Source organism: Dyadobacter jiangsuensis (assembly GCF_003014695.1).
Classification (GTDB): Bacteria; Bacteroidota; Bacteroidia; order Cytophagales; family Spirosomataceae; genus Dyadobacter; species Dyadobacter jiangsuensis.
The window spans coordinates 79,503-101,918 of the sequence record NZ_PYAS01000016.1 but is presented as its reverse complement, the minus strand read 5'-3'; the positions used below and the strand labels follow the sequence as shown (position 1 = coordinate 101,918).

The following is a 22,416-nucleotide window of genomic DNA, read 5'->3' as shown; positions in this document are numbered from 1 at the left end:
TTTTTTCAGGTTCAAAACTGGCTAACTATTCCCTTCAAACCACCCAACAATCACCGGGTACAAATCCGCAACGGTTTGCCCCTTTTTGCGCGCTTTGTAGGTTTTAACTAAAAACTGATTGAAATCCGCAAACCGCCGAAAACCGCGGGCGTTTACCATCATCTCCTCGACATTCGCGATGAGTTTGGCTTGCTCCACGGCGGGGGCGTAGTCGATATACCGGAGGTTGACGAGCGCCCAGTTCATGTATTCGTCGAAAGAGGCTTGCGGGGTATTGTAGCCCCGTGCGGGTTTGGATGGATCGTTCCAGATGGTGAGATCGGAGAATGCTTTTTGAATGCGGGCGCGGTAAGCCGGTTTTTCACCTTCGGGGCCGATGAACGCGTGGTTCAGTTCGGTGAATACGATGTTGCCGTCTTTGACATGAAGCGCCTCGGGCGACCAGCCGGTGGTATTCTCCGGCGTATGGAAGGGAAAGTTGACATGAGCCTGTGCCTCCCGGAAACCGTTGGATTCAAAGAAACTTGCGGATTGGTTATTGCCTACGAGCGGCGACAGGATGATTTTAAATGCATCGTAACGGGTCGAAGGGAAGTTTTTGCCAAGCCAGCGCTGCATTTCGGCGACACCGATGGAATCGCGATAGGCCTTGATAAGCTGGTTGTAGAATGGTTGATGGGCCTTGTAAAATTCCTGAAACCGGCTCGACTTGGCGAACTGTTGTAGATCCGCAATATAGGTGCGTAAGCTGTTACTGTTTGAGCGCCCGATGCGGTCGAAAACAGGGCTTTGAACGATGGTGCCGTCCGCATTCAGCTCGAATGCATATGCGTCCATTTTTAATGCATGGTAAACTCCGTCAACTGCCAGTTCAGTGTTGATTTTTTTTACGGCAGGTTGGTCACGATAGGGCGTGAACCACTCCATCACCTGACTATAATAGTCGGTGTTGCGGGGAATAAGGCCATTGCTCGTCCGCCCTTTGTCGGTCAACGCGAACACGACGTTGAGCAGCTCGTACATTTGCGGAATTTCAACCAATGTTTTGCCACGGTTGGCCTGCTGATACGCTTTTGAAAACTGCGCCCGGGGCATCAGTTTGATTCCCCTGATTTCGGTAAATGCGCTATCCTTCCCGTTGAGGACGAAGGCAAAAGGATAAGTTTTGCCCGGCATAACGTCGAAAGTTATGGAATCGCGGTCGGTGATGAAGCTGACTTTTTTACTTTCGCCTTCAATGTATGTTTCGTACACGTCCGGCCGGACCGAGGGGTCAATACCCCATCCGCCTTTTCGGAACCCGCTACCGTCGCGTACGTCCATGCTCGTACTGCCCGTGTGTACAACACGCACGTGCTGAGCCTGCGCATAGGTGTGTGCGTATAGGCATAGGAGTGTCGACAAGGAGCATTTAGCAACGAGCTTGGCAGAGGTTTTCAAAGCGAGGCGTTTATGTTGATGAAAATATCAATATAAACGCCTATGTAACCTTGAAATACTTTTGAGATACCAAACTATTTTTTCATCAGGCCATTCCTGAACTGAAAACTGGCACTCTGGTACCAGGCAATGGCTTCGTCGAGCAATTGGGTGTTTTGTGAAGCCGGAGTGGTGGAGCCGTCGGTAAAGTTAGGGGTGAATGTAGCGGCAATTCGCTGGGGCTTTAATACGATCAACGAGTCGTGTTTAATGTATCCCAGGCTCTGATAGGTGCTCACAAATGCCCGCTCGCGGCCGGGTTCGAGTTTGAAAATGTCATAACCAAAGAACTTGCTGCGGTAGGAGAAGTTAAGCAAGCCCAGCACAGTCGGCCCGATATCGATCTGGCTCATAAGCCTTGGCATCACGCCGGGTTCGATGAATCCCGGTGCGTACATCATCAATGGTATTTTGTATTTGTTAACCGGCAGATCGGTTTTTCCGGCGCTGGATGCGCAATGGTCGGCCACAATGATAAACAACGTGTTTTTGAACCAGGGCTGGTTTCTGGCATTGCGGATGAACTGGCCGATGGCGAAGTCGGTATATTTTACGGCGCCCTCGCGGCTCGTGTGTGAGGGGATGTCAATGCGCCCTTCGGGATAGGTGTAAGGACGGTGATTGGACGTGGTCATGATGTGGGCGAATACAGGCTTGCCGGTCTTGGAGGCGGAGGCGATTTCACGTGCAGCCAGTTCAAAAAGGTTCTCGTCGGCAACGCCCCAGATGTTCTCATAGTCGATGTCCTTTTTCGAAAGCGCGGTCCGGTCGACCACCTTATAGTTGTTATGGCCGAAGAAATAGCCCATATTGTCGAAGTATCCGTAGCCGCCGTAGATGAACCGGGTCTGATAGCCTTTGTTTTGTAATACGCTACCCATAGAGAAGAGGCCTTCGTTGCGGGGCCGGCGTACGATGGATTGGCCGGGCGTCGGCGGTGTGCATATCGACAGTGCTTCCAGACCGCGGACCGTGCGTGTGCCCGTCGCGTAAAGGTTGGTGAACAGCAGGCTCTGCCGGGCCAGCGAATCGAGCGAGGGTGTGATGCCCTGCGTATTTCCGAAGCTTCCCAGAAAATCGGCGCTGAGGCTTTCCACGCTGATTAGGATGATGTTTTTGTGCAGTTCAGCACCCGTATTGACAATATCCCGCTCAATGGAGAATGGTTTATTATCGGTAAACCTGCTTTCCGGCGTTTTTACCAGCGACCGTATGGTCGACGAGGCCTGTTGATCATCAAGTTTGATATAGAACTGATTGTAATCCAGCTCGTTGTTAAGGTAAGCCGCAAAGAGCTCGTACATTCCGTTGCCAGCCAGCTCGTTGACGTAGACATTGCGGCTAAATTGGCGAATCCTGTTGTCGACCGTCATAAAAACCGTTACAACGATCAGGAAATATGCGCCTATCACCAGCGATCGTCTTCCGAAGCGCATTGGCCCGAAGGCGAACCGGCTGGATAGCCGCGATACCAGTATTGTCAGTAACACGGCCAGGATAAGTAATACGCCGATGATCGTCTCCACCGGGTAAGATTGTCGGATATTACCCACCACTTCCTGCGTGTAAACCAGGTAATCGACCGCGATGAAATTGAACCGGGAGCCAAATTCGTCCCAGAATACCCATTCGGAGACGGCGTTCAGCAAAAGCAGGAACACCAGGATGAACTGTAAGATCCCGGCCGCTATTTTAGACCCCATTTTGCCGGCGTACCTGGTGGGTGTTACCCAGCCAAGCAACATAACAGGAATAAGAAAATACAGGGAATTGAGAATATCATAGAAAAGCCCTATACCGAAAATGCCCAGCATATTGGTCAGGCTGTAATCTACGCCGTTGCCGGCTTTCAGCATCAGGGTAATCCGGGTTAGCATCGAAATGCAGACCAGGAGCAGCGCAATAATCAGAGGGCGGGATAAAAAGGTTGATTTTGAGCGTACTGTGCTCGGTGTTCCAACTCGCTGAGTGGCAGAATCCATTTAGTTAGGTTTTGTTAGGTGGTGTCAGTTGGGCTAATGTACCGTATCAGGCGCTTAACGTACTATTGAATTCTGAATTCTTTTTGAATTTCCGAGTGTAAGGCGGGAAAGGTATTTTGTAGTTTTGATCCCGATAAGTTCTCAAACCCGCATTTCAAGCAATAGCACCATGATCGACAAGCTGGCCCTGATTTATATTGAAAATAAAAAGATACTCGCTGCCCGAAGCCGCGGACGAGACACCTACTACATTCCGGGAGGCAAGCGCGAGTCCGGAGAATCGGATGAAGAAACATTGGTGCGGGAGATTTATGAAGAGATCAGCCTGAGGTTGGATCCTTCCTTGTTGGCGTATTACGGGGAGTTTCACGCGCAGGCGCACGGGCAGCCCGAGGGTGTAGTCGTGAGACTCAGGTGCTACATAACCGGCGAAAGGGGAGAGGTGAAAGCCGCGGCGGAGATCGATGAAGTGTCCTGGCTTGGTTATACCGATCGTCCGAGGGTTTCACTGGCTGCGCAGCTGCTTTTTGACGATTTGAACGCAAAGGGATTGCTTGCCTGAGGCGCACTTTGTCGACAAATGGATGCTGTTGGTCGACGCGTGGAACAAATGTGCCGGCTGGCGGATTATGCCGTCAGTTTAATATTCGTTAGCCACATTCAAATGTCAGATTTAAAAATAGCAAAAACCGATTGGGAGCCGGAAAACAGGCTTATTATCACGCATATCAGCGGCGATTTGGAGAAAGAGGATGTGATCCGCTGGGAGCAATCCCTGTACGAAGCGCTGGACCGGGTAGAGGACGGGGGCACGTTCAGGATTTTTGTGAACCTGCATGGCTTCGCGGCCCTCAACCTGGATGCGCATAAGCATTTCCGCACCATCGTGCCGCTGACGTTGGCGGATTACGATTGGAAAGTGGGATATGTGGCGATGTTTGAAGAGGAAGCCCACCAGCTCGTGCTTTCCAGCAAGCGTAACATCCGGTGCGTTGCCGCGGCGCATTGCCACCAGGACGCGACGAAAATCGAAAAGTACGAATCGCTTTACAGCAGTGCGAACGAGCGTTTTTTCACGGATCCGGAAAAGGCGGAGGAGTGGATACGCAGCATTGCCTGACTTTTGCGAAGCCCATCGTTCAACGGTGGGCTTTGCTTTTGCAGCTTTTCAGGCCTCTTCCTGAATGTATTTTTTGTGCTCCTTGCCCCATTCGATCATCGCGAGAATGATGTTTCCGAAGGTTTTGCAGTACGGAGTCGACTCGTATTCCACCAGAACGGGCGAGTCGGGGTAGACGGTGCGCTTGATGAGCTTGTTCATTTCCATTTCTTTCAGCTCCCTCGAAAGCATTCTCGTGGTAATGCCCGGAATGCTCCGCTCGATCTCCCGGAAACGCTTGTTTCCGTTGCATATCGAATTGATAATGGGCAGCTTCCACTTGCCGCCGATGACGTAAATCGTGTCCTGCAAGGCATTCACTTCTTCGGCCTGATTCCTGACTAATGCCGCTTTTGCCATAACGTAGTTGGTATACTCTGTGATACTGATTACAAAGTTATACCAATAGCCGGTAATTTTGTCTCATTCAAATCAAATTTTACTTAAAATGAACGAGCAAAAGACCATTTTCATAACAGGTACCAGCAGCGGGCTGGGAAAATTGACCGCCAGATATTTTGCGGAAAACGGCTGGAACGTGGCTGCCACGATGCGCACACCCGAAAAGGAAACGGAGTTGACGGCTTACGACAACATCCGGATCTTCAAACTCGACGTGACCGATCCCGCGCAGGTGAAGGCGGCCACCGCGCAGGCGATTGAAGCATTTGGAAAGATCGACGTGGTGGTGAACAATGCGGGTATGGGTACTTACGGCGCGCTGGAACTCGCGAAAGAGGAAGATATCGACTGGCAGTTTGCCGTCAACACGCGGGGGCCGATTAACGTGATCCGCGCATTTCTGCCGCATTTCCGTGCAAGCGGAGGAGGGATGTTTATCAATATCAGTTCGTTTATGGGTATTACCACGGCGGTCCCGTTGGGCTCGCTTTACAATATGTCGAAATTCGCGCTGGAAGGACTGATCGAAGGGCTGTACTATGAGTTAAAACCGTTGAATATCGAATTGCGGCTGATCGAACAAGGCGGGTCGAAAGGGAATAATTTCAGAGAGAGCATCGTCTGGAATACCCATCCCGAAATTACCGCATACGACGGACTGACGAACAAACTCCAATCTATTATGGAACACGCCGGCGATGATCAGCTCGACGATCCGATGGAAATCGTGAATGTAATTCATACCCTCGCGACACGCGAAAGCAACCAATTCAGGAATGTAATCGGGGCGACGGGGAATCAGTTAATGCAAATGCGGCATTCGATGGCCATTGAAGATTACATGGACGCAATGCGGAGCCATTTTTGAATTTCGTTTAAAAAGGTGGCGGGTAACGTCCGCCGCCTTTTTAACGATTTGCCAAAGGATGTTGCAGGTAAATGATGATCAGGTTTAGAAACAGAAATGGAAGTTCAATGGCTACCCCTTTCAAATCTTTTTCCAGTAGGTGAAAGCAAATGATCATTAAAATAGTGGCAGCCATCAGGAAATTACCCCAAACAAATGTTTTTGGAAATAAAATCAGCAGAGCGCTGGCTATCGTGACCACTCCGTTGATCATCACGCCGGTTTTGGTAAAGCCCCATTTGCCGAACATTTCGAGCATTTCCGGCTTTCCGCTGGCCATGGCCCATCCCTGTTTGAGACCCATAAACACAGCGATCAATATCAGAATTCCGTTGATTATTTTCAGGATCATTTCAGTGATTGGTTGGAGGTGAATAGGGTTAATTTAAATCAATTTTTGAAATTCATTTGTTGGTAACCGAAGTTATATTATTTTGGTAAAGAATATAACTACTTCTGATATGAACCTTCTCGCATTTTTGGGCCTGGGCCAAATGGAATTGATATTGGTTTCGGCAATGCTGCTCCCTATGCTGCTGACACTTTGGGCATTGATCGATGCGATCCGCAGCGAGTTTGTAAAGGATATTAATAAACTGATCTGGATTCTTGTAATTCTTTGTTTGCCGCTGGCCGGCGGGATACTCTATTTTTTACTCGCGCGCAAACAAAAAGTAGCAGCCTAAAAACCAAAACCGATGATTTCAGCCATATTACTGTTTATGGGCCTGGGGAGTTTCGGGTTTACGTTGCTGTTTATCATTCTACCCCTTGCCATTACCATCTGGGCATTGATCGACGCCATCAGGAGTGATTTCAAAAAGGATATCAATAAGCTCGTGTGGATCATCGTGATCATTTGCTTCCCCTTTGCCGGTGGAATACTCTATTATTTTCTGGCACCAAGTCAAAAAGCTGGCTTTTGAAAACCGGCGCATTGGAATTATAACTCCGGTTTTTATAATGGACGCGTATAACCCTGTGCCTTTTGCTTTTCCAAAAGCGTTTTAAGCTCCTTTGCAATTTCAGGTTGCTTTTCAAACAGGTTGGCGGTTTCCGAAGGATCATTTACAATATCATAGAGCTGTCCTTCCGGGTCTGAGGCTTCGCCTTTCGACGACCATCCGCCGCTTCCCTTGCCGTCTATGAACTTCCATTTGCCCCGGCGGATAGCAAACATGCCGTCGATGGAATGGTGAATGACGCTGGGCCTGACAGGTGCGGAGTCGCCTGCGTTGCGCAACAGGGGCAAGAAGCTGAAACTGTCCTGACCCGCATTCGGGTCGAGCCTTTGCCCGGTAATGGATGCGAGCGTTTCCATCAGGTCTGTCAGGCAAACAGTTTGTGCCGTTTTGCCGCCTTTTTTGACGACCGCCGGCCAGCGTACAATGAACGGTACGCGGTGACCACCTTCCCAGATATCGGATTTCTCGCCCCGGTAAATGTAATTCGCGCGGTGAGCGGGGTAGATCTCCGCGTCGCCAGGTTTCCAGTCCGCGCCATTATCGGAAGTGAAAACGACGAGTGTGTTGTCGGCAATACCGAGGCTGTCGAGCGTATGCATGACCGCGCCCACGACGGCATCGGTATGGTGCACGAAATCACCATAAATTCCGGCCTTGGAACTTCCCTTATGCGCTTCCGACGGTAGCCAGGGCGTGTGCGGGCTGGACAATGGCAGGTATAAGAAGAATGGCTTCGAGCGGTTTTGGGCAGCGCTCACGATAAAGTTCTTCGCTTCCCGGCCGAAAACATCCAGCGTTTTTTGCAAATCGAAACTCTGCGAACCTTTGCCGTCGCGCCAGAAAACCCCGCGGGGAGTTTTGTTACCCGCAATATCCGTCAAATGCGGATCCGTGGGCTTGCCATTTTGCAGGTAAATGTAAGGAGGAATATCCAGCGAGGCCGGAATTATGAAGCTGTGGTCGAAACCAAGGTCGTTGGGGCCGGCAGTTATGCCTTTTTCGAGGGCGAGGTTTTCATTTTTGGTCCAATCTGCATCATATTCAGCGTGATTGATGCCTTTTGATGCGTCAGTTTTAGCCCAATCAAGTCCCAGGTGCCATTTCCCGACTACACCAGTCCGGTAGCCTACTTTTTTCATCAGATCGGCTACGGTAAAGCGGTCGTTTTCGATAAGCATGGTCGAATACCCTCCCAAAACACCCTTTTTGAGGCGCGAACGGAATGCGTAGCGGCCGGTGAGAATCCCGTAGCGTGTAGGTGTGCACACGGCGGAGCCCGAATGCGCGTCCGTAAATACAAGCCCGTTGGATGCGAGCTGGTCGAGGTGAGGGGTGTTGATTTGCGAATCGGGGTTAAGGCAGGAGAGGTCGCCGGAGCCGAGATCATCGGCTAGTATATAGATCACGTTCGGCTGACGGGTGGCACCTTCGGCGAGGCCTTTTTTGCGAAATACCAACAAGGCCGACGACGCCAGTAACATCATCAGGACCGTGTAACTCAGGTTAGGATAATTTCGGAACATAACGAAACGGTTTCCCTGTTCGGGATGGGGCGGGGTTAAGGACTATTCTACTAGCTTGCTAGACAAATAAAGAGAAAGGCAGAGAGATTTGCAAAAGCGCGGGGCAAAAAAATGACGGCCATTTACAGGCCGCCTGCAACCCACAACAAAGAGTGGCACAGCATTAATCTGCGATTACATAATTGTAGTCCTTGACTAATCTTGGGCTTTTACAAGCCTGTATTTGTGGTCAGTTATCACATTAACTCATGGAAAACAGCAACTTGGTTGCTTGCCGTTCGTTCGTTGACCCGACCGGCGCCGGAAATGAAGTTGCCTAAAAATCCGGTTCCTGTAATGTGATAAAAGAGGTTGCGATAGCGAAATTAACACATTCATTTCTTCTGGCAAAACCTTATCGGATTGATAGGCCCACTCATTTTTTGATAGAGTGGCTGGCATCTGCCAAATGGCAATATACGCCGCATTTCTTGTACCCACAGATGGAATTGCCGCTTAAAAGCCCCTTTTGGCATGGCTTTTGAGGGATTCTGGGCGTATTATGGAAAGTTTATATCAGTCAGCTAACACGGGGAGGCTCATTATCGTCGCGTACCGATTGCCGTTCAAGGTGGTCAGGGAAGGCAGTGAGTCCCGATTATTTCAAAATTCCGGCGGCCTGGTTTCAGCGGTGCTTTCGCTGGTGAAAGATCAGCAAAACGAGGCTTTTGACGCCCACCAGAAGATCCAGTGGATCGGTTTTTCCGAGAATACACCGGAGGAGCTTGAAGGGCAGTCGATGGAGAATGAAAATTTCAGGGCACACCCGGTTTTCATTCCCGAGGAGCTTAACGAAAATTATTATGAAGGCTTCTGTAACAACCTGATATGGCCGCTTTGCCATTACTTCCCTTCGCTGGCACAGTTTCACGACGTGTATTTCGATGCTTACCGCGAGGCGCATGATTTGTTCTTCGAAAAGGTGAAAGAAGTGATCCGGCCCGGCGATGTGGTGTGGGTGCAGGACTATCAGTTGATGCTGCTTCCGCAAATGATCCGCAAGGCGTTTCCGGAGAACAAAATCGGTTTCTTTTTTCACATTCCTTTTCCCTCTTTCGAGATATTCAGGTTGCTGCCTGTGGCTTGGAGAAAGGCGATCGTGGATGGTATTCTGGGCGCCGATGTTGTGGGCTTCCATACCAACGACTATGTGGAATATTTTCTGAAAGCGGCGCGACTTGTCTCCGAATTGGGGAATAAATTGCATTACATCAACCTCGGTAACCGCATTGTTAAGGTCGATTCATTTCCGATCAGCATTGATTTCGATAAATTCAATGATGCGTACGACGATCCGGATGTGACGGCCGCACGTTCCGACGCCCGCCAGTCGCTCAAAGAGAAGATTATTTTCTCCGTCGATCGCCTCGATTACTCCAAAGGCATTATCCACCGCCTGCAAGGCTACCAGCGCTTTCTCGAACAAAACGCCGATTGGCATGAAAAGGTATCGTTTGTGATGGTGGTGGTACCGTCGCGGGACACGATAGAACAATACCAGCAGATGAAATCGGATATCGACCAGACGGTAGGCAAGATCAATGCCGATTTTGGAACAATATCCTGGCAGCCGATCATATACCAGTACCGTTCAATGCCGTACCACGAAATGGTGGGCATGTATACGGCCAGCGACGTCGCGCTCATTACGCCCGTGCGCGACGGCATGAACCTCGTTTGCAAGGAGTATGTGGCGAGCCGCCAGGACGGCCTAGGTGTATTGATTTTAAGTGAAATGGCAGGTGCCGCCGCCGAGCTGGGCGAGGCTCTGATCATTAATCCGCTCGACCGGCAGGACATTGCGGACGCGATCAAAACCGCATTTGAAATGCCCGAAGAGGAGCAAAACAAACGAATGGAGGCCATGCGCGAAAGGATTCGCGATTATGATGTGTTCGCATGGACCAGTGATTTTTTTACCCAAATGACAATGTTAGAATTAGAACACGACCGTTTGCGCCAGGTTTTCCTGAACAACAAAGGTATCGACGCAATCCGGCACGCTTACCAATTATCCAATAACAGGATTCTATTTTTCGATTACGATGGTACGCTCGCGCCTATCGTTCCCGATCCGGCGAAGGCCATTATGAGCGAGGATGTACGGAAGTTGCTGACCGATATTGCCAAGCGGGATACCGTGGTGATCGTCAGCGGCCGCGACCGCTATTTTCTTGACAAACTGTTCAGCAACCTGCCCGTGCATATGATCGCGGAGCACGGCGCGTTGATCAAAGCCAAAGATTCCGGTGAATGGCAATTGAATGAAGGTTACGAGGAAAACTGGAAAGAGGGCATCCGTCCGATGATGCAGATTTATGCCAAACGTTGCCCTGGTGCATTTGTGGAGGAAAAGGAGACGGCGTTGGCGTGGCATTATCGTACCGCCGACGACAAAGAATATGCGAGTCGCCGTGCGCAGGAGCTGTTATGGCAACTCAAAAACTACATTCAACCCGAACTGAATTTGCAGGTAATCGATGGAAACAAGGTAGTGGAGGTTAAGAAGACCGCATTCAATAAGGGAACGGCCACACGCACGTTCGCGGAGGGGAGCGACTTCGACTTCATTTTGGCCATCGGAGACGATACAACCGACGAAGACATGTTCGAGGCATTGCCTGACACCTCTTTTACGATCAAAATCGGGGATGACCTTTCGGCTGCGCGTAATCACATCCGAAGTCAGGACGAAGTTTTCCATTTCCTGCATTTTATGGTTTCACCCGTAGGGGAGTAGCAAGTGCTTTTGTATTTTAGCGGTTCTATGGAGGAACCGCTAAAATTGCTTCATTCGGTCGTTCAGGCCATTCATCCGCTCGATCAGTCCGATTGGGAGGCACTCTCGCTGATTTGGAGGCCTTTCAGCGCCCGGAGGAAAGAGATCATCACTTCCGCAGGCGAAACCGAGCGGTACGTGTACTTCGTGACCGACGGTGTTCAGCGCATTTACTATCTCGACGACCAGAGCCGGGAGGCCACCATCGCATTTACCTACCGGCCATCGTTCGGGGGCATTATCGATTCGGTGATGATGGAGGTACCATCTCGGTATTACTACGAAACGCTTACGCCTTCGAGCTTTATCAGAGCACCTTACACGGAGTTTAAGGAGGTAGCTTATGAACGTCCGGCCATCGAGCGCATGCTGCGCGCGGGTATGACGCAGACGCTTTCGGGCATCCTCGAACGCCTTGTGGAGGTACAATGCTTTTCTTCTGAGGATAAGTTTCGGAATTTGCTCAAACGCAGCCCGCATATCCTGCAACTCGTGCCGCATAAATACCTCGCCAATTATCTGGGCATCGATCCTACCAATTTCAGCAAGCTGGTGAATAAGGTACGGATTTGAAAATGTTGGTTTTTACCAAATATTTCAAAAAACCGGATGTGCAACTTTGCAATATCAAAGTATCGAACGTCCATGGAAACCATTAACAAGAAGGAATTACTTGAAAGACTCGACGACGTGGTCGAGCAACATATTGCGGATGCAGTGGCATTGTTTCAGAACAGGGATAACGAGTTCCTGAACAAGCCATCGGCTACCGGGGGGTGGAGCATTGCGCAATGCCTCGACCATTTGAACAGCTACGGGCACTACTATCTGCCCCGAATGCGGGACAAGCTCCGCGTTGCGCCACCGACTAATGCGGAAGGTTTTACCAGTACCTGGCTGGGCGCCTATTTTATTAAAATGATGGACCCGGAAACTGGTAAGCGTAAGTACAAAGCTTTCAAAGGGCATATTCCGACTTCACAACTGGATTCGGCCAAGGTAGTAAGTGAGTTTATCCGCCAGCAGGAAGAACTGCTCCACCTCCTGCGCGATGGAGTGGATAAAGACCTCGACACCATCCGCATTCCCGTATCAATCCTTCCGCTTATCCGAATGAAGATCGGAGATGTTTTTCAGTTCATCATCGCCCACAACGAACGTCATATGCAGCAGGCAAAACGAAACCTGGTGCCCGAAGGCATTTATTAGCCATTTACTCCTGTGCCGGCCTGCGGAGAGCCAGGCCGGCCTTTTCGCATAAAAAAAGCAGCCACCGGGAAACGATGACTGCTTAGGAAAAGGGGAGTGGATAGCCGATAAACGTCAGTATGTTATGCGAGTTTGAGGCCGTTGGCATCCAACCGGCTCTCATTCATGTTTTCGAGTTTGATAAAGTGGCAGACATAACCGGCCGACCGCAAGGCGAGCTGGATACGGGTAAAATCCGGTAGTTCGGAGGTCAGGGTCAGGAGGAAGTCCTGAAAATCGTAAGCCCAGTGTTTAACATTCAACTGTTTCAGGCAATCGTGCAGCTTTTGCAGCGATTTACTGGCCTGGATATGTGTCCGAAAGAAAATTTTATATGTATTGGCCATTGGTCGTTACGTGAAATTTAAGGTCCGGATGTTACCGGCATGATTTAGATCGTTGACTTAATAATTCAAAGCTAATACTTATTTAAAATGATTCCAAATAAGTAAGGGTGTTTATTTTGGGTTTAAAACAAAAAAGCTTCGCAACCATGATACCAAGTTGCGAAGCTTTTTTGAAAACTCCTTTTATTGCTATATTAAGAATTTATTAGATTTTATAAATTCTTGCAAAATAGTAGGCTAATGCCGTCAGGCCCAGTTCCTTTCCAGGAAGTTGACCCAGTTGCGCCACATAATGTGCTCGATATCGCTCGCAGAGTAGCCCCGCGCGGCCAATAGCCCGGGGATCGTTTGGAGATCCGCGATAGAATCCAGGTCGCCCGGCGATTGCTCTTTACCATAGGCACCGTCCAGGTCGGAGCCGATACCGACGTGCAATGCATTGCCCGCAAGCTGGCAAATGTGGTCGATATGCTGCACGACGTGCTCGATTTTCAGCCCGGTGCTTTCCGGAGTCGATTTGCCGCGTACCCAGCCGGGGATCATCATCCAAGCATCGAACGCCATGCCGATCACGGCGTCGCGTTCCAGCAGGGTCTTGATCATTTCGTCGGAAAACTGGCGGTTGTGCGGCGTAATGGCGCGAACGAGGTTATGACTCGCCCACACCGGACCTTTGTACAAGTCCATGGCTTCCCAGAATGCCGTGTCGCACAAATGGGTCGCATCTAGGATCATATCCAGCAGATCCATTTCGCGGAGCAGGTCTTTGCCTTTTTCGCTCAGGGGCGCGTCCGAGTCCGTCCCGTATGCATACACGCCCGGGCCATAATGCGCAGGCCCGATCGCGCGCAGGCCGTAGCTGTAAGCGGTTTCAAGGTTTTTGAGGCTTACGAACGAATCGGCCCCTTCGAGGCTGAGAATGTAGCCGATCGGCAAGCCCTCGGTCGATTCGGCATTTTGCCATAATTCCAGGTGGCTCCGAAGGCCTGCTAATCCGGTGATCTGCACCATTTCGCCTGCATCTTCCATAGCCTTGTACCAGGCAACCTGCGCCTGCGTAATCGCCCAGGCCTGCGCCTGTGAATGCCAGCCGGGTATTTTGCTGTCGGGCTTAATGTAACGGCCAATTTGCGTGGCCACACAGAGCCCGATATTGCCTTTGCGCATTTCCGGAAAACTCACTACACCTTTGCCGCGGTCCGGCTTGTCGGTAAGGTTTTTTTCACGGTCGCGGATCGAATACAGATCCTGGGTAAGGTCCCGGTTCCATTCCACGGCATTCATGGAAAGGTCAAGGTGTGCGTCGAAGAGGAACATATTGGATGTCAATTATGGTCAGATGATGGTCAGGTATTGCCGGGGTGGTCAAGTATTGTCAGGTATTGTCAGGTGTTGGCAGGTGTTGTCAAGTGTTGTCAGGTGTTTTATTAACCTTGGGAAACAATGAATGACTACACCTGACAGAACTTGACTATACTTGACAACGACGAAACCGGCACTAAATAGTAATGCGTCTGCTGCGTGCCGTGATGCGCCATTCGTCCACCACGTTACCATCCTCGATTATCGTTGCGAAATCGTGCAGCGCTACGGTTGGGCAAATGTGGTAGGGGAGTGCGTAAAAAACGTCGCCGATCTGGATGGCTTCCCAGGCATCGGTACCTACTTGCAGGACACCGTGCTCCTCACTTTGTCCCAATAATGTGTAATCGGGTAGGTTGAGCAGACGAAGCCGGTTTTCTATTGGATTTTCGGCGGCAATGGCTTTATGGCCAAGGTCTATCGTGACAATGCCAGGGGCCGGTTTGGACACTACACGCGTCAGGATTAGTGCGGCGTGTTCGAAGGGCTGGCCGTCGAAACGGTCGCCGTAACCCCAATCCCAAAGCACATTCGTCCCCGGGCTCAGGTAGACATCAGGCCGTAGGGTGTGTACCGTGAATGACGGTGACCCGCCGACGATGATCATCGGTTCGTATCCACACTCGGTTTCAATGCGATCGAGGAGCGGAAGCACTTTTTCGTACGCTTCGTCGGCAGCGGCTTTACGCTCCGAGAATTCCGGATTGCGGATATGACCGTCGTAAATATGCACACCGCCAAATGCGAGTCCTTCGAGGCTATTCACATAGCGATAAAGTGATAACAGGCTTTCGTCGGTGGCATGGCCGGTTCGGTTCATACCGTTGTTGACATCCAGAAAGACGTTCGACCGAAGTCCCTTTGAAATGGACGCTTCATGGAGCATTGCCGCAGTTTGTTCGTTGTCCACAAGTGACGCAAATGTCGTATTCGGAAATTTCGCACGCAGTGCGAAGAGCCGCTCGATATTCGGGCCGACGAGCTGGTAGGCGATCAATACCCACGGTGCACCAGCGCTGGCTACCATCTCAGCCTCGGCAACGGTGGCGCATTTAAACTTGGAAATGCCCGCAGAAAGCTGCTTTTCAACGATCTCCGGGCATTTATGGGTCTTGACATGCGGAACCAGCCGATCAGGCGAGCCGGCAATGCTGACCATACTCCGTATGTTGCTTTCGATGCGGTCTTTATAGAATAGGAGCGACGGAGATATTACTTCTCCGGGGTTGTTGAGCTGGTACCAGGACATGCGGTGCAGGTTTGGGTGACAGTTTGGTCAGGTATTGTCAAGTAGGGTCAGGTGTGGTCAGGTGTTGTCAAGTATCGTCAGGTTTGGTCAGATATTGTCGGAAGTTGTCAGGAAGTGGAAGGAACACATTAAATGACTTTCTGACAACACCTGACTAGAAATTGACTAACTCTTTAGGTATTCATCACTTCTCCTCCAATTCAAACATCGCTTCGATCTCTACCGGGATGTTGTCGGGCAATGTACCCATACCTACGGCGCTTCTTACTCCGATGCCGTTTTCCTCGCCCCAAACCTTTGCGAAAAGCTCGCTGCATCCGTTGATGATGAACGGGTGTTTTTCAAAATCGTCGGTACAGTTCACCATCCCGAGGACTTTGATTACTCTTTTAACACGGTTGAGGCTGCCGAGGTTGGCTTTCAGTGTAGACAAAATAGCCAAACCAACCTGACGCGCAGCGAGCTTACCCTGATCTGCATTCAGGTCCTTCCCGATGCGACCGATAATCAGTTTGCCGTCGTCCTGTACCGTACCATGGCCGGAGACATAAACCCAGCGTTTGTCGACAATCAGCAGGGGTTTGTAAACGCCCAGCGGTTTCGGCGCGGGAGGAAGATTAAGGCCAAGGGCTGCGAAGTTTGATTCTGGGGTATTGTCCATATTAATAAAGTGGATTGAATTTGATTTCTTGACTTACTAAATTTTGAGTCTTGTTTTCTGTAAAGCTTTCTTTTAATCTATAATCCAACTCAAACTATAAATCTAATCTGAGACCGTTCGTTGAAACGAACGGCAAGTCGAAAGGATAAAGATTGAAGATAGGGTGCGGAATACTCTATAATTGTTAAAAAATCTATTACCGTCCGTTTTAACGGACGGAATTGACTAGGACTTTCAACGGGTGGTATTCGCTACACGAACAAATTTAATACCAAAACGCCCAGCAAACCCATTATTGACACAATTGTTTCCATTACCGACCAGGTAAGGATCGTGTCTTTGATGCTCAGGTTGAAGTATTCCTTGAAGAGCCAGAAGCCGCCGTCGTTGAGGTGAGAGAACATCAAACTGCCTGAACCAATGGCGAGTACGAGCAGCTCCGCGGGTACGCCTGCGTTTGCGAGCAGGGGCGCCAGGATACCCACGGTGGTGAGTCCGGCAACAGTAGCGGAGCCCACACAAACACGGATCACCGCGGCTATGGCCCAGCTGAGCAGGAGCGGGGAGATGTCCATTCCCTTGAGGCTTTCGGCAATGTAGGTGCTTACGCCGCTGGCGGTCATGATTTCTTTAAAAACACCCGCGCCGGCGATGATCAGCAGGATGGTGGAAACGCCTTTGAAAGCTTCCTCCATGGATTTGCCCACCTTTTTCATACTCATTCCACGTTTCACACCTAATGCGTAAGCAGCAAAAAGCACTGAAACGAGCATTCCGAAATAGGGCTCGGCCAGCAATGCGATCAGTTTGTTATCGGGATAAATGCGTTTGACACCCGACATAGTGGTGAGTAGAAACACGGGTAGTAACGCGGTAACGACGCTGATGCCCAAGCCGGGAAGTTCGGAAGCAGGGCGGGGTTTTACGTCGAACAGGTCGGCGTCGGGTTTGGGCTGGAAGCGCTTCAATGTTTTTCCAAAAATAGGACCGGCCACCGCGATAGCTGGCAGCGAAACGATCATCCCATAGAATAGGGTCTTACCCAAGTCGGCATGCAGCTGGCTCGCAATCGCCGCCGGGGAAGGGTGGGGTGGGAGGTACCCGTGAGCGACCGATAATGCGGATAACATTGGAATACCTATATATAATAATGGTAACCGTGCGGTTGCACTGATCATGAAAATCAGCGGGATCACGATCACGAAACCTGCATTATAGAACAATGGAATACCTATCACAAACCCTGCGAGGGCCATGCCCCACTGGATATATTTCTGACCGAAAAGGCTGATCAGCGCATCGGTAATGCGCTGGGCCGCACCACTGTCGGCGACCATCTTCCCTAGCATCGCCCCGAACCCGACAATCAGTACGAGGTCGCCCAGGGTCCCTCCCACACCTTTCTGGATGGCTTTGCTTACCGTGTCCACTTCCAGCCCGCTCGCGAGCCCGAGCGCGATGGAAACCAGTAAAAAAGAAATGAATGTGTCGATTTTAAGCCAGGCGATGAGTAGAATTAGGGCGAGGATCGCGATAAAGGTTAATAGTAAAGGCATAGGTGAAATTGTCGAAAATTAAGCTAATGCTAATAAGCAGGAAGAACGGGATTTTTAATGATAGATGCCAATTTAGTTTTCCCCGGGATATTTCTGAAAGGTAATGCGCGGATAGTCACGCATATACGCCCCAGGGGCCGAAATAGCACAAAAGATAGTTTGTTAGAATGCTTAAAAATGGCGAAATTTGACTTTTTAGTACCAACAAGATTGTATTAATCCGCTGGGCGATTGAATCTATCGGTTTAGCCCAACTTAAAATTTTGATTCTTTTCTAATCGTTTATGGCAGAATCTTCTGGTGAAAACATTATCCCGATTAATATCGAGGATGAAATGCGTGGAGCCTACATCGATTACTCGATGTCCGTTATCATCTCCCGCGCTTTGCCCGACGTTCGCGATGGTCTGAAACCCGTTCACAGACGGGTCCTTTATGGAATGGACGATCTGGGCGTAAGTTACAACCGGTCCCATAAAAAATCGGCTCGTATTGTTGGGGAGGTTTTGGGTAAATACCACCCGCACGGTGACTCATCGGTCTATAACACGATGGTGCGTATGGCCCAGCCATGGTCGTTGCGCTATCCGCTCGTCGATGGTCAGGGTAACTTTGGGTCTGTCGACGGTGATAACCCGGCAGCGATGCGTTATACGGAGGCAAGGCTGAAAAGAATTGCTGATGAGTTGCTCGCCGACCTGAACAAGGACACGGTTGATTTCCAACCCAACTTTGATGACTCGCTGAGCGAGCCGTCGGTACTTCCGGCCAAATTCCCGAACCTGCTCGTTAACGGGTCTTCCGGTATCGCGGTAGGTATGGCCACCAACATGGCGCCGCACAACCTGGGCGAAGTGGTAGACGGGGTACTCGCTTACATCGACAACAACGACATTACAATCCCGGAACTGATGGAGCACGTAAAGGCTCCTGACTTCCCGACGGGTGGTATCATTTACGGCTACAATGGCGTTCGTTCGGCCATGGAAACCGGCCGCGGAAGCATTATCATGCGTTCGAAGGCGCAGTTCGAAGTTTCTAAAACCGGCCGCGAGCAGATCATCGTAACCGAAATTCCTTATATGATCAACAAGGCGGCGATGATTGAACGGATCGCGTCGTTGATCAATGATAAGAAACTCGAAGGTATTTCCGACATCCGCGACGAGTCGGACCGCGAAGGTATGCGCATTGTTTTCGACCTGAAAAAAGATGCTATACCTAATATCGTTTTGAACCACCTGTTCAAATACACACCGCTTCAAACCTCTTTTGGGGTAAACAACGTGGCGCTCGTAAAAGGCCGCCCGGTGTTGCTCAACCTGAAAGACCTGATCAAGCATTACGTCGACCACCGGATTGTGGTAATTACCCGCCGGACGGAATACGAATTGCGCGAAGCGGAAAAACGTGCACACATTCTCCAAGGTTTGCTGATCGCGCTCGATAACCTCGACGCCGTGATCGCATTGATCCGTGCAGCCCGTGACCCGGAAACTGCGAAGACCGGATTGATGGAGCAGTTCAGTCTGTCGGAAATCCAGGCACGCGCGATCCTTGATATGCGCTTGCAACGTTTGACCGGTCTGGAAAGAGAGAAAATCGTGAAGGAATATGAAGAGATTATGCTCCTGATCGCCGACTTGAAAGACATTCTGGCCAACGAATACCGCAAGTACGAAATCATCAAGACCGAGCTGACCGAAATTAAGGAACGCTACGGCGACGAGCGCAGGACACAAATCGAGTTCTCCGCAGAGGAATTCAGCGATGAAGATATGATCGCCGACGAGGAAATGCTCATTACCATTTCCAAAGAAGGTTACATCAAACGTACGCCGCTTTCGGAATACCGTACGCAAACAAGGGGAGGGGTTGGTTCCCGCGGTGTGAAAACCAAGGATACCGATTTCACCGAGCACTTGTTCTCCGCGACAATGCTTAACTACCTCTTGATATTCACCGAATATGGTAAGCTATTCTGGATGAAGGTTTACGAGGTGCCGGAAGGAAGCAAGACTTCCAAAGGCCGCCCGATCCAAAACCTGATCAGCCTCGAATCCGGTGATTCGATCCGTTCGGTGATCAATGTGAAGACATTGTCGGATGAGGATTATATCAACAACAATTACCTCATTATGTGTACCGAGCAGGGCACTATTAAAAAGACTTTGCTCGAAGCCTATTCACGTCCGCGTACGAATGGTATCATCGCTATTTCAATCAATGAAGGCGACCGCCTGCTGAACGTGGCATTGACCAACGGTGACAACGATATTGTGATCGCGTCTGCTGCCGGTCGTGCGGTTCGTTTCAACGAAAAAGGCGTAAGACCAATGGGCCGTACCGCTGCCGGTGTGCGTGGTATCAACCTGAACGATCCGGAAAACAAGGTAATCGGAATGGTTTGTATCAGCCGCGAGGATGCACAGCTGCTCGTAGTTTCGGAACATGGTTACGGAAAACGCTCTGCGATTGATAGTTACCGCGTTACTAACCGTGGTGGTAAAGGGGTTTCGACCATGAATGCAACCGACAAGGTGGGTAAACTGGTAGCTATCCGCGAAGTAACGGAAGAGGATGATCTGATGATCATCACGCGCAATGGTATTGCGATCCGGATGAGCGTACTCGACATCCGCCAGGCAGGACGTAACACCCAGGGTGTGAAACTGATCCGCCTGAACAGCACCGACGAAATTACTTCGGTAACCCGCATTCTGAAAGACCCGGATGAAAAAGCCGAGGAAGAACTCGATGAAGAAGGCAACGTAGTTGCTAAACCGGTAGCACAAGTGGAAGGTGCTTCGGCGGAAGATGTAATTGTTACGGATGATGAGTTGGACGAGGATGAGGAAATTGCCGACGACGAAGAGGAAGACGACGAAGAGCCTTCCGACGACGCAGAGGCATGATTTTTGTAAAAATTATATTAATTGATTTATATTTAGAACTCGAACAATCAATCACAACCAAAGTTAATATTTATGAAAAAACTGTTTTTTGTTTCTGCACTTAGCCTGTTCGGCTGTGCTGCGATGGCGCAGGACGCTGTGAACAAGGCTTTGGTAGATGGATTTCGTAAGGACAAAGAGAAAAGCGATAAAGATGCCAGTGACCCGAAAGCAAGTGCCAAGGCTTCATTCTGGCTCGAACGCGCCAAGCTTTATGAAAACATAGCCCTACAAGGTTCAGAAGTAGATTCTAGTGCAGCAAAAACGGCTTTGGAAGCCTACAAAAAGGTTGTTGAGCTGGATGTTACGAAAAAAGGGGAGCCAGGTAAATCTTCGAAAGAAGCCGCTAACATCATCGCGGGCGGAGAAGGAACCCAGCTTTTCAATGCTTTCGTAAAACAAGGCGCAGAAAAATACCAGGCTAAGAATCTGGGCGGTGCCTTGGAAATGTTCCAGGCAGCTCAGGAGATCAACAAAAAGGATACTTTGGCATCCCTTTATGGTGGTATCGCGGCGCAACAGCTTGACAAAAAGGATATTGCAAAATCTTCTTTCGAGAAATATGCTGCTAACGGCGGTAAAGATCCCAGCGTTTTCTACGGTCTGGCTCAGCTGTACCGTTCAGAAAACAACTTCGACAAGGCTATCGAAACCTTGAACAACGGTTTGAAACAATCTCCGGGTAACAAAGACCTGAAAGCGGAAGTTGTGAACATCTTGCTTGCTTCGGGTAAAGAAGATCAGGCTATCCAGGAGCTTGAAGCTTTGGCAGCAGCTGATCCAAAAAACACCCAGAATGTGGTAAACCTGGCTATTTTGTATGATAACATGTACAGAACAGCTACCGACAAAGTGAAGCAACTGAACGCCAAAGTAGGTTCCGGAAATAATGCTGCCAGCACTGCGGAGAAAGGTCTTGCTGCCGAAAAGGACAAGATCGCTGTGTATGACGGAGAGGTAAAACGTATCGGTGCGTTGATCAAGAAGCAGCCTAAGAATGCGGACCTGAAACGTCAGCTTGCAGACGTGACTGCTAAGAAAAAGGAGAGCGTCGAAGCGGTTGCTAAACTCGAAGGTGAAGTGAAAGTTGCGCAGGAAGCTGCAAAAGGACAAGATGTAGCTGCAATGCAAAAGGAGCTTGCTGACGCGAAAGCAAAACAAAAAGAAGCGAGCGACAAAGCTGTGTTGAACTACAAAAAGGCTTTGGAGATCGACGCAACGAACTACGACGCGCTTTACAACCTGGGTGTTTTCTACTTCAACGAAGCGGTACAGCTGAAAGGCGAAGTGGATAACATGAACATGACTGAATATCAGCAGCGTGGTAAAGAAGTTGAAGGCCGTGTTTGCGGTAAATTCAAAAAAGCGAAACCATACTTTGAAAAAGCAATCCAGGCTAAGGACGAAGCTGAGGCTAAGGACAACCTGACAAACCTGAACGGCGTTCTCGAACAATTCGCTGCGAAAGGTGTTGCATGTATTGAAGAATAATAAATGGCGCGTAGTTTCGCATCATGAATAGAAGAGAGCATCAGGAAACTGGTGCTCTGTTCGTTTAGGAATATCTATTTAACATAATATAAATTATACAACAATTATATAACAACGCAACAGTGAATTACCAGCGACCCATTTGGCTTCGCAACCACGCACTAGCCTTGCAACCTACGGTCAACGTTTTCGATCGCGACGAGGTTTTGATAGCCTGGCCTGGATATCGGGTTGGAATTTTTGTTGAAATCTCAGGCGCTTTAATTCGGTTTGTTTTCGGTGCTAACTGGCTGAAATTGAGATTTCTTTCCGG

Annotated in this window: 20 protein-coding genes; 10 read left to right on the top strand and 10 right to left on the bottom strand. The window is 49.8% G+C overall.

Annotated features, from left to right (window positions below; all coding sequences use genetic code 11):
- Positions 1 to 21: 21 nt before the first annotated feature.
- Positions 22 to 1,440, bottom strand: a complete 1,419-nt coding sequence (locus tag CLV60_RS27780) for a DUF4932 domain-containing protein (RefSeq protein ID WP_146151604.1) — start codon at positions 1,438 to 1,440, stop codon at positions 22 to 24.
- Positions 1,441 to 1,514: 74 nt separating this feature from the next.
- Complete coding sequence (locus tag CLV60_RS27775; protein ID WP_229211154.1) at positions 1,515 to 3,335, bottom strand: LTA synthase family protein; 1,821 nt, start codon at positions 3,333 to 3,335, stop codon at positions 1,515 to 1,517.
- Positions 3,336 to 3,630: 295 nt separating this feature from the next.
- Between CLV60_RS27775 and CLV60_RS27770 the strand changes: the two genes are divergently transcribed.
- Positions 3,631 to 4,023, top strand: coding sequence for an NUDIX hydrolase (locus tag CLV60_RS27770; RefSeq protein ID WP_106598667.1), 393 nt, complete (start codon positions 3,631 to 3,633; stop codon positions 4,021 to 4,023).
- A gap of 102 nt (positions 4,024 to 4,125) precedes the next feature.
- Complete coding sequence (locus CLV60_RS27765) at positions 4,126 to 4,581, top strand: hypothetical protein (protein WP_106598666.1); 456 nt, start codon at positions 4,126 to 4,128, stop codon at positions 4,579 to 4,581.
- A 48-nt stretch (positions 4,582 to 4,629) separates the two neighbouring features.
- Here CLV60_RS27765 and CLV60_RS27760 read toward each other — a convergent pair whose 3' ends face one another.
- Positions 4,630 to 4,980, bottom strand: a complete 351-nt coding sequence (locus CLV60_RS27760; protein WP_106598665.1) for a winged helix-turn-helix transcriptional regulator — start codon at positions 4,978 to 4,980, stop codon at positions 4,630 to 4,632.
- 88 nt (positions 4,981 to 5,068) lie between these two features.
- Between CLV60_RS27760 and CLV60_RS27755 the strand changes: the two genes are divergently transcribed.
- Positions 5,069 to 5,890 carry an SDR family oxidoreductase gene (locus CLV60_RS27755; RefSeq protein WP_106598664.1) on the top strand — a complete coding sequence of 274 codons (822 nt, stop codon included), beginning with the start codon at positions 5,069 to 5,071 and terminating at the stop codon, positions 5,888 to 5,890.
- Positions 5,891 to 5,930: 40 nt separating this feature from the next.
- Here the strand turns inward: CLV60_RS27755 and CLV60_RS27750 are convergent, their stop codons facing one another.
- On the bottom strand, positions 5,931 to 6,281 hold the full coding sequence (locus tag CLV60_RS27750) for a DoxX family protein (protein ID WP_106598663.1): 351 nt from the start codon (positions 6,279 to 6,281) through the stop codon (positions 5,931 to 5,933).
- Positions 6,282 to 6,390: 109 nt separating this feature from the next.
- Between CLV60_RS27750 and CLV60_RS27745 the strand changes: the two genes are divergently transcribed.
- Entirely contained in the window at positions 6,391 to 6,615 is a 225-nt protein-coding gene (locus CLV60_RS27745) for a PLDc N-terminal domain-containing protein (protein WP_106598662.1), read from the top strand.
- Between the two features lie 12 nt (positions 6,616 to 6,627).
- Positions 6,628 to 6,855, top strand: coding sequence for a PLDc N-terminal domain-containing protein (locus CLV60_RS27740; RefSeq protein ID WP_106598661.1), 228 nt, complete (start codon positions 6,628 to 6,630; stop codon positions 6,853 to 6,855).
- A gap of 32 nt (positions 6,856 to 6,887) precedes the next feature.
- On the opposite strand, the gene CLV60_RS27735 is transcribed toward CLV60_RS27740, so the two are convergent.
- On the bottom strand, positions 6,888 to 8,417 hold the full coding sequence (locus CLV60_RS27735) for a sulfatase family protein (RefSeq protein WP_106598660.1): 1,530 nt from the start codon (positions 8,415 to 8,417) through the stop codon (positions 6,888 to 6,890).
- A 541-nt stretch (positions 8,418 to 8,958) separates the two neighbouring features.
- On the opposite strand from CLV60_RS27735, the gene CLV60_RS27730 reads away from it, so the two are divergent.
- From CLV60_RS27730 to CLV60_RS27720, 3 genes are all read left to right on the top strand, one after another.
- Positions 8,959 to 11,196: a bifunctional alpha,alpha-trehalose-phosphate synthase (UDP-forming)/trehalose-phosphatase gene (locus CLV60_RS27730; RefSeq protein ID WP_106598755.1), complete on the top strand. Its 2,238-nt coding sequence runs from the start codon at positions 8,959 to 8,961 to the stop codon at positions 11,194 to 11,196.
- 27 nt (positions 11,197 to 11,223) lie between these two features.
- On the top strand, positions 11,224 to 11,808 hold the full coding sequence (locus CLV60_RS27725; protein WP_106598659.1) for a Crp/Fnr family transcriptional regulator: 585 nt from the start codon (positions 11,224 to 11,226) through the stop codon (positions 11,806 to 11,808).
- A 72-nt stretch (positions 11,809 to 11,880) separates the two neighbouring features.
- Positions 11,881 to 12,444, top strand: coding sequence for a DinB family protein (locus CLV60_RS27720; protein WP_106598658.1), 564 nt, complete (start codon positions 11,881 to 11,883; stop codon positions 12,442 to 12,444).
- Between the two features lie 122 nt (positions 12,445 to 12,566).
- On the opposite strand, the gene CLV60_RS27715 is transcribed toward CLV60_RS27720, so the two are convergent.
- From CLV60_RS27715 to CLV60_RS27695, 5 genes are all read right to left on the bottom strand, one after another.
- Entirely contained in the window at positions 12,567 to 12,830 is a 264-nt protein-coding gene (locus CLV60_RS27715; protein ID WP_106598657.1) for a hypothetical protein, read from the bottom strand.
- Between the two features lie 246 nt (positions 12,831 to 13,076).
- Positions 13,077 to 14,147, bottom strand: coding sequence for a dipeptidase (locus CLV60_RS27710; protein ID WP_106598656.1), 1,071 nt, complete (start codon positions 14,145 to 14,147; stop codon positions 13,077 to 13,079).
- A 181-nt stretch (positions 14,148 to 14,328) separates the two neighbouring features.
- On the bottom strand, positions 14,329 to 15,441 hold the full coding sequence (locus CLV60_RS27705) for a D-TA family PLP-dependent enzyme (RefSeq protein ID WP_106598655.1): 1,113 nt from the start codon (positions 15,439 to 15,441) through the stop codon (positions 14,329 to 14,331).
- A 184-nt stretch (positions 15,442 to 15,625) separates the two neighbouring features.
- The gene (locus tag CLV60_RS27700; RefSeq protein ID WP_106598654.1) at positions 15,626 to 16,102 is read right to left on the bottom strand and encodes a RidA family protein; all 477 of its coding nucleotides are present in this window, start codon (positions 16,100 to 16,102) and stop codon (positions 15,626 to 15,628) included.
- 251 nt (positions 16,103 to 16,353) lie between these two features.
- Positions 16,354 to 17,658, bottom strand: a complete 1,305-nt coding sequence (locus CLV60_RS27695; RefSeq protein ID WP_106598653.1) for a gluconate:H+ symporter — start codon at positions 17,656 to 17,658, stop codon at positions 16,354 to 16,356.
- Positions 17,659 to 17,942: 284 nt separating this feature from the next.
- Between CLV60_RS27695 and gyrA the strand changes: the two genes are divergently transcribed.
- Both gyrA and CLV60_RS27685 read left to right on the top strand, forming a co-directional pair.
- On the top strand, positions 17,943 to 20,573 hold the full coding sequence (gene gyrA / locus CLV60_RS27690; RefSeq protein ID WP_106598652.1) for a DNA gyrase subunit A: 2,631 nt from the start codon (positions 17,943 to 17,945) through the stop codon (positions 20,571 to 20,573).
- A 72-nt stretch (positions 20,574 to 20,645) separates the two neighbouring features.
- The gene (locus CLV60_RS27685) at positions 20,646 to 22,103 is read left to right on the top strand and encodes a tetratricopeptide repeat protein (RefSeq protein WP_106598651.1); all 1,458 of its coding nucleotides are present in this window, start codon (positions 20,646 to 20,648) and stop codon (positions 22,101 to 22,103) included.
- Positions 22,104 to 22,416: the final 313 nt, after the last annotated feature.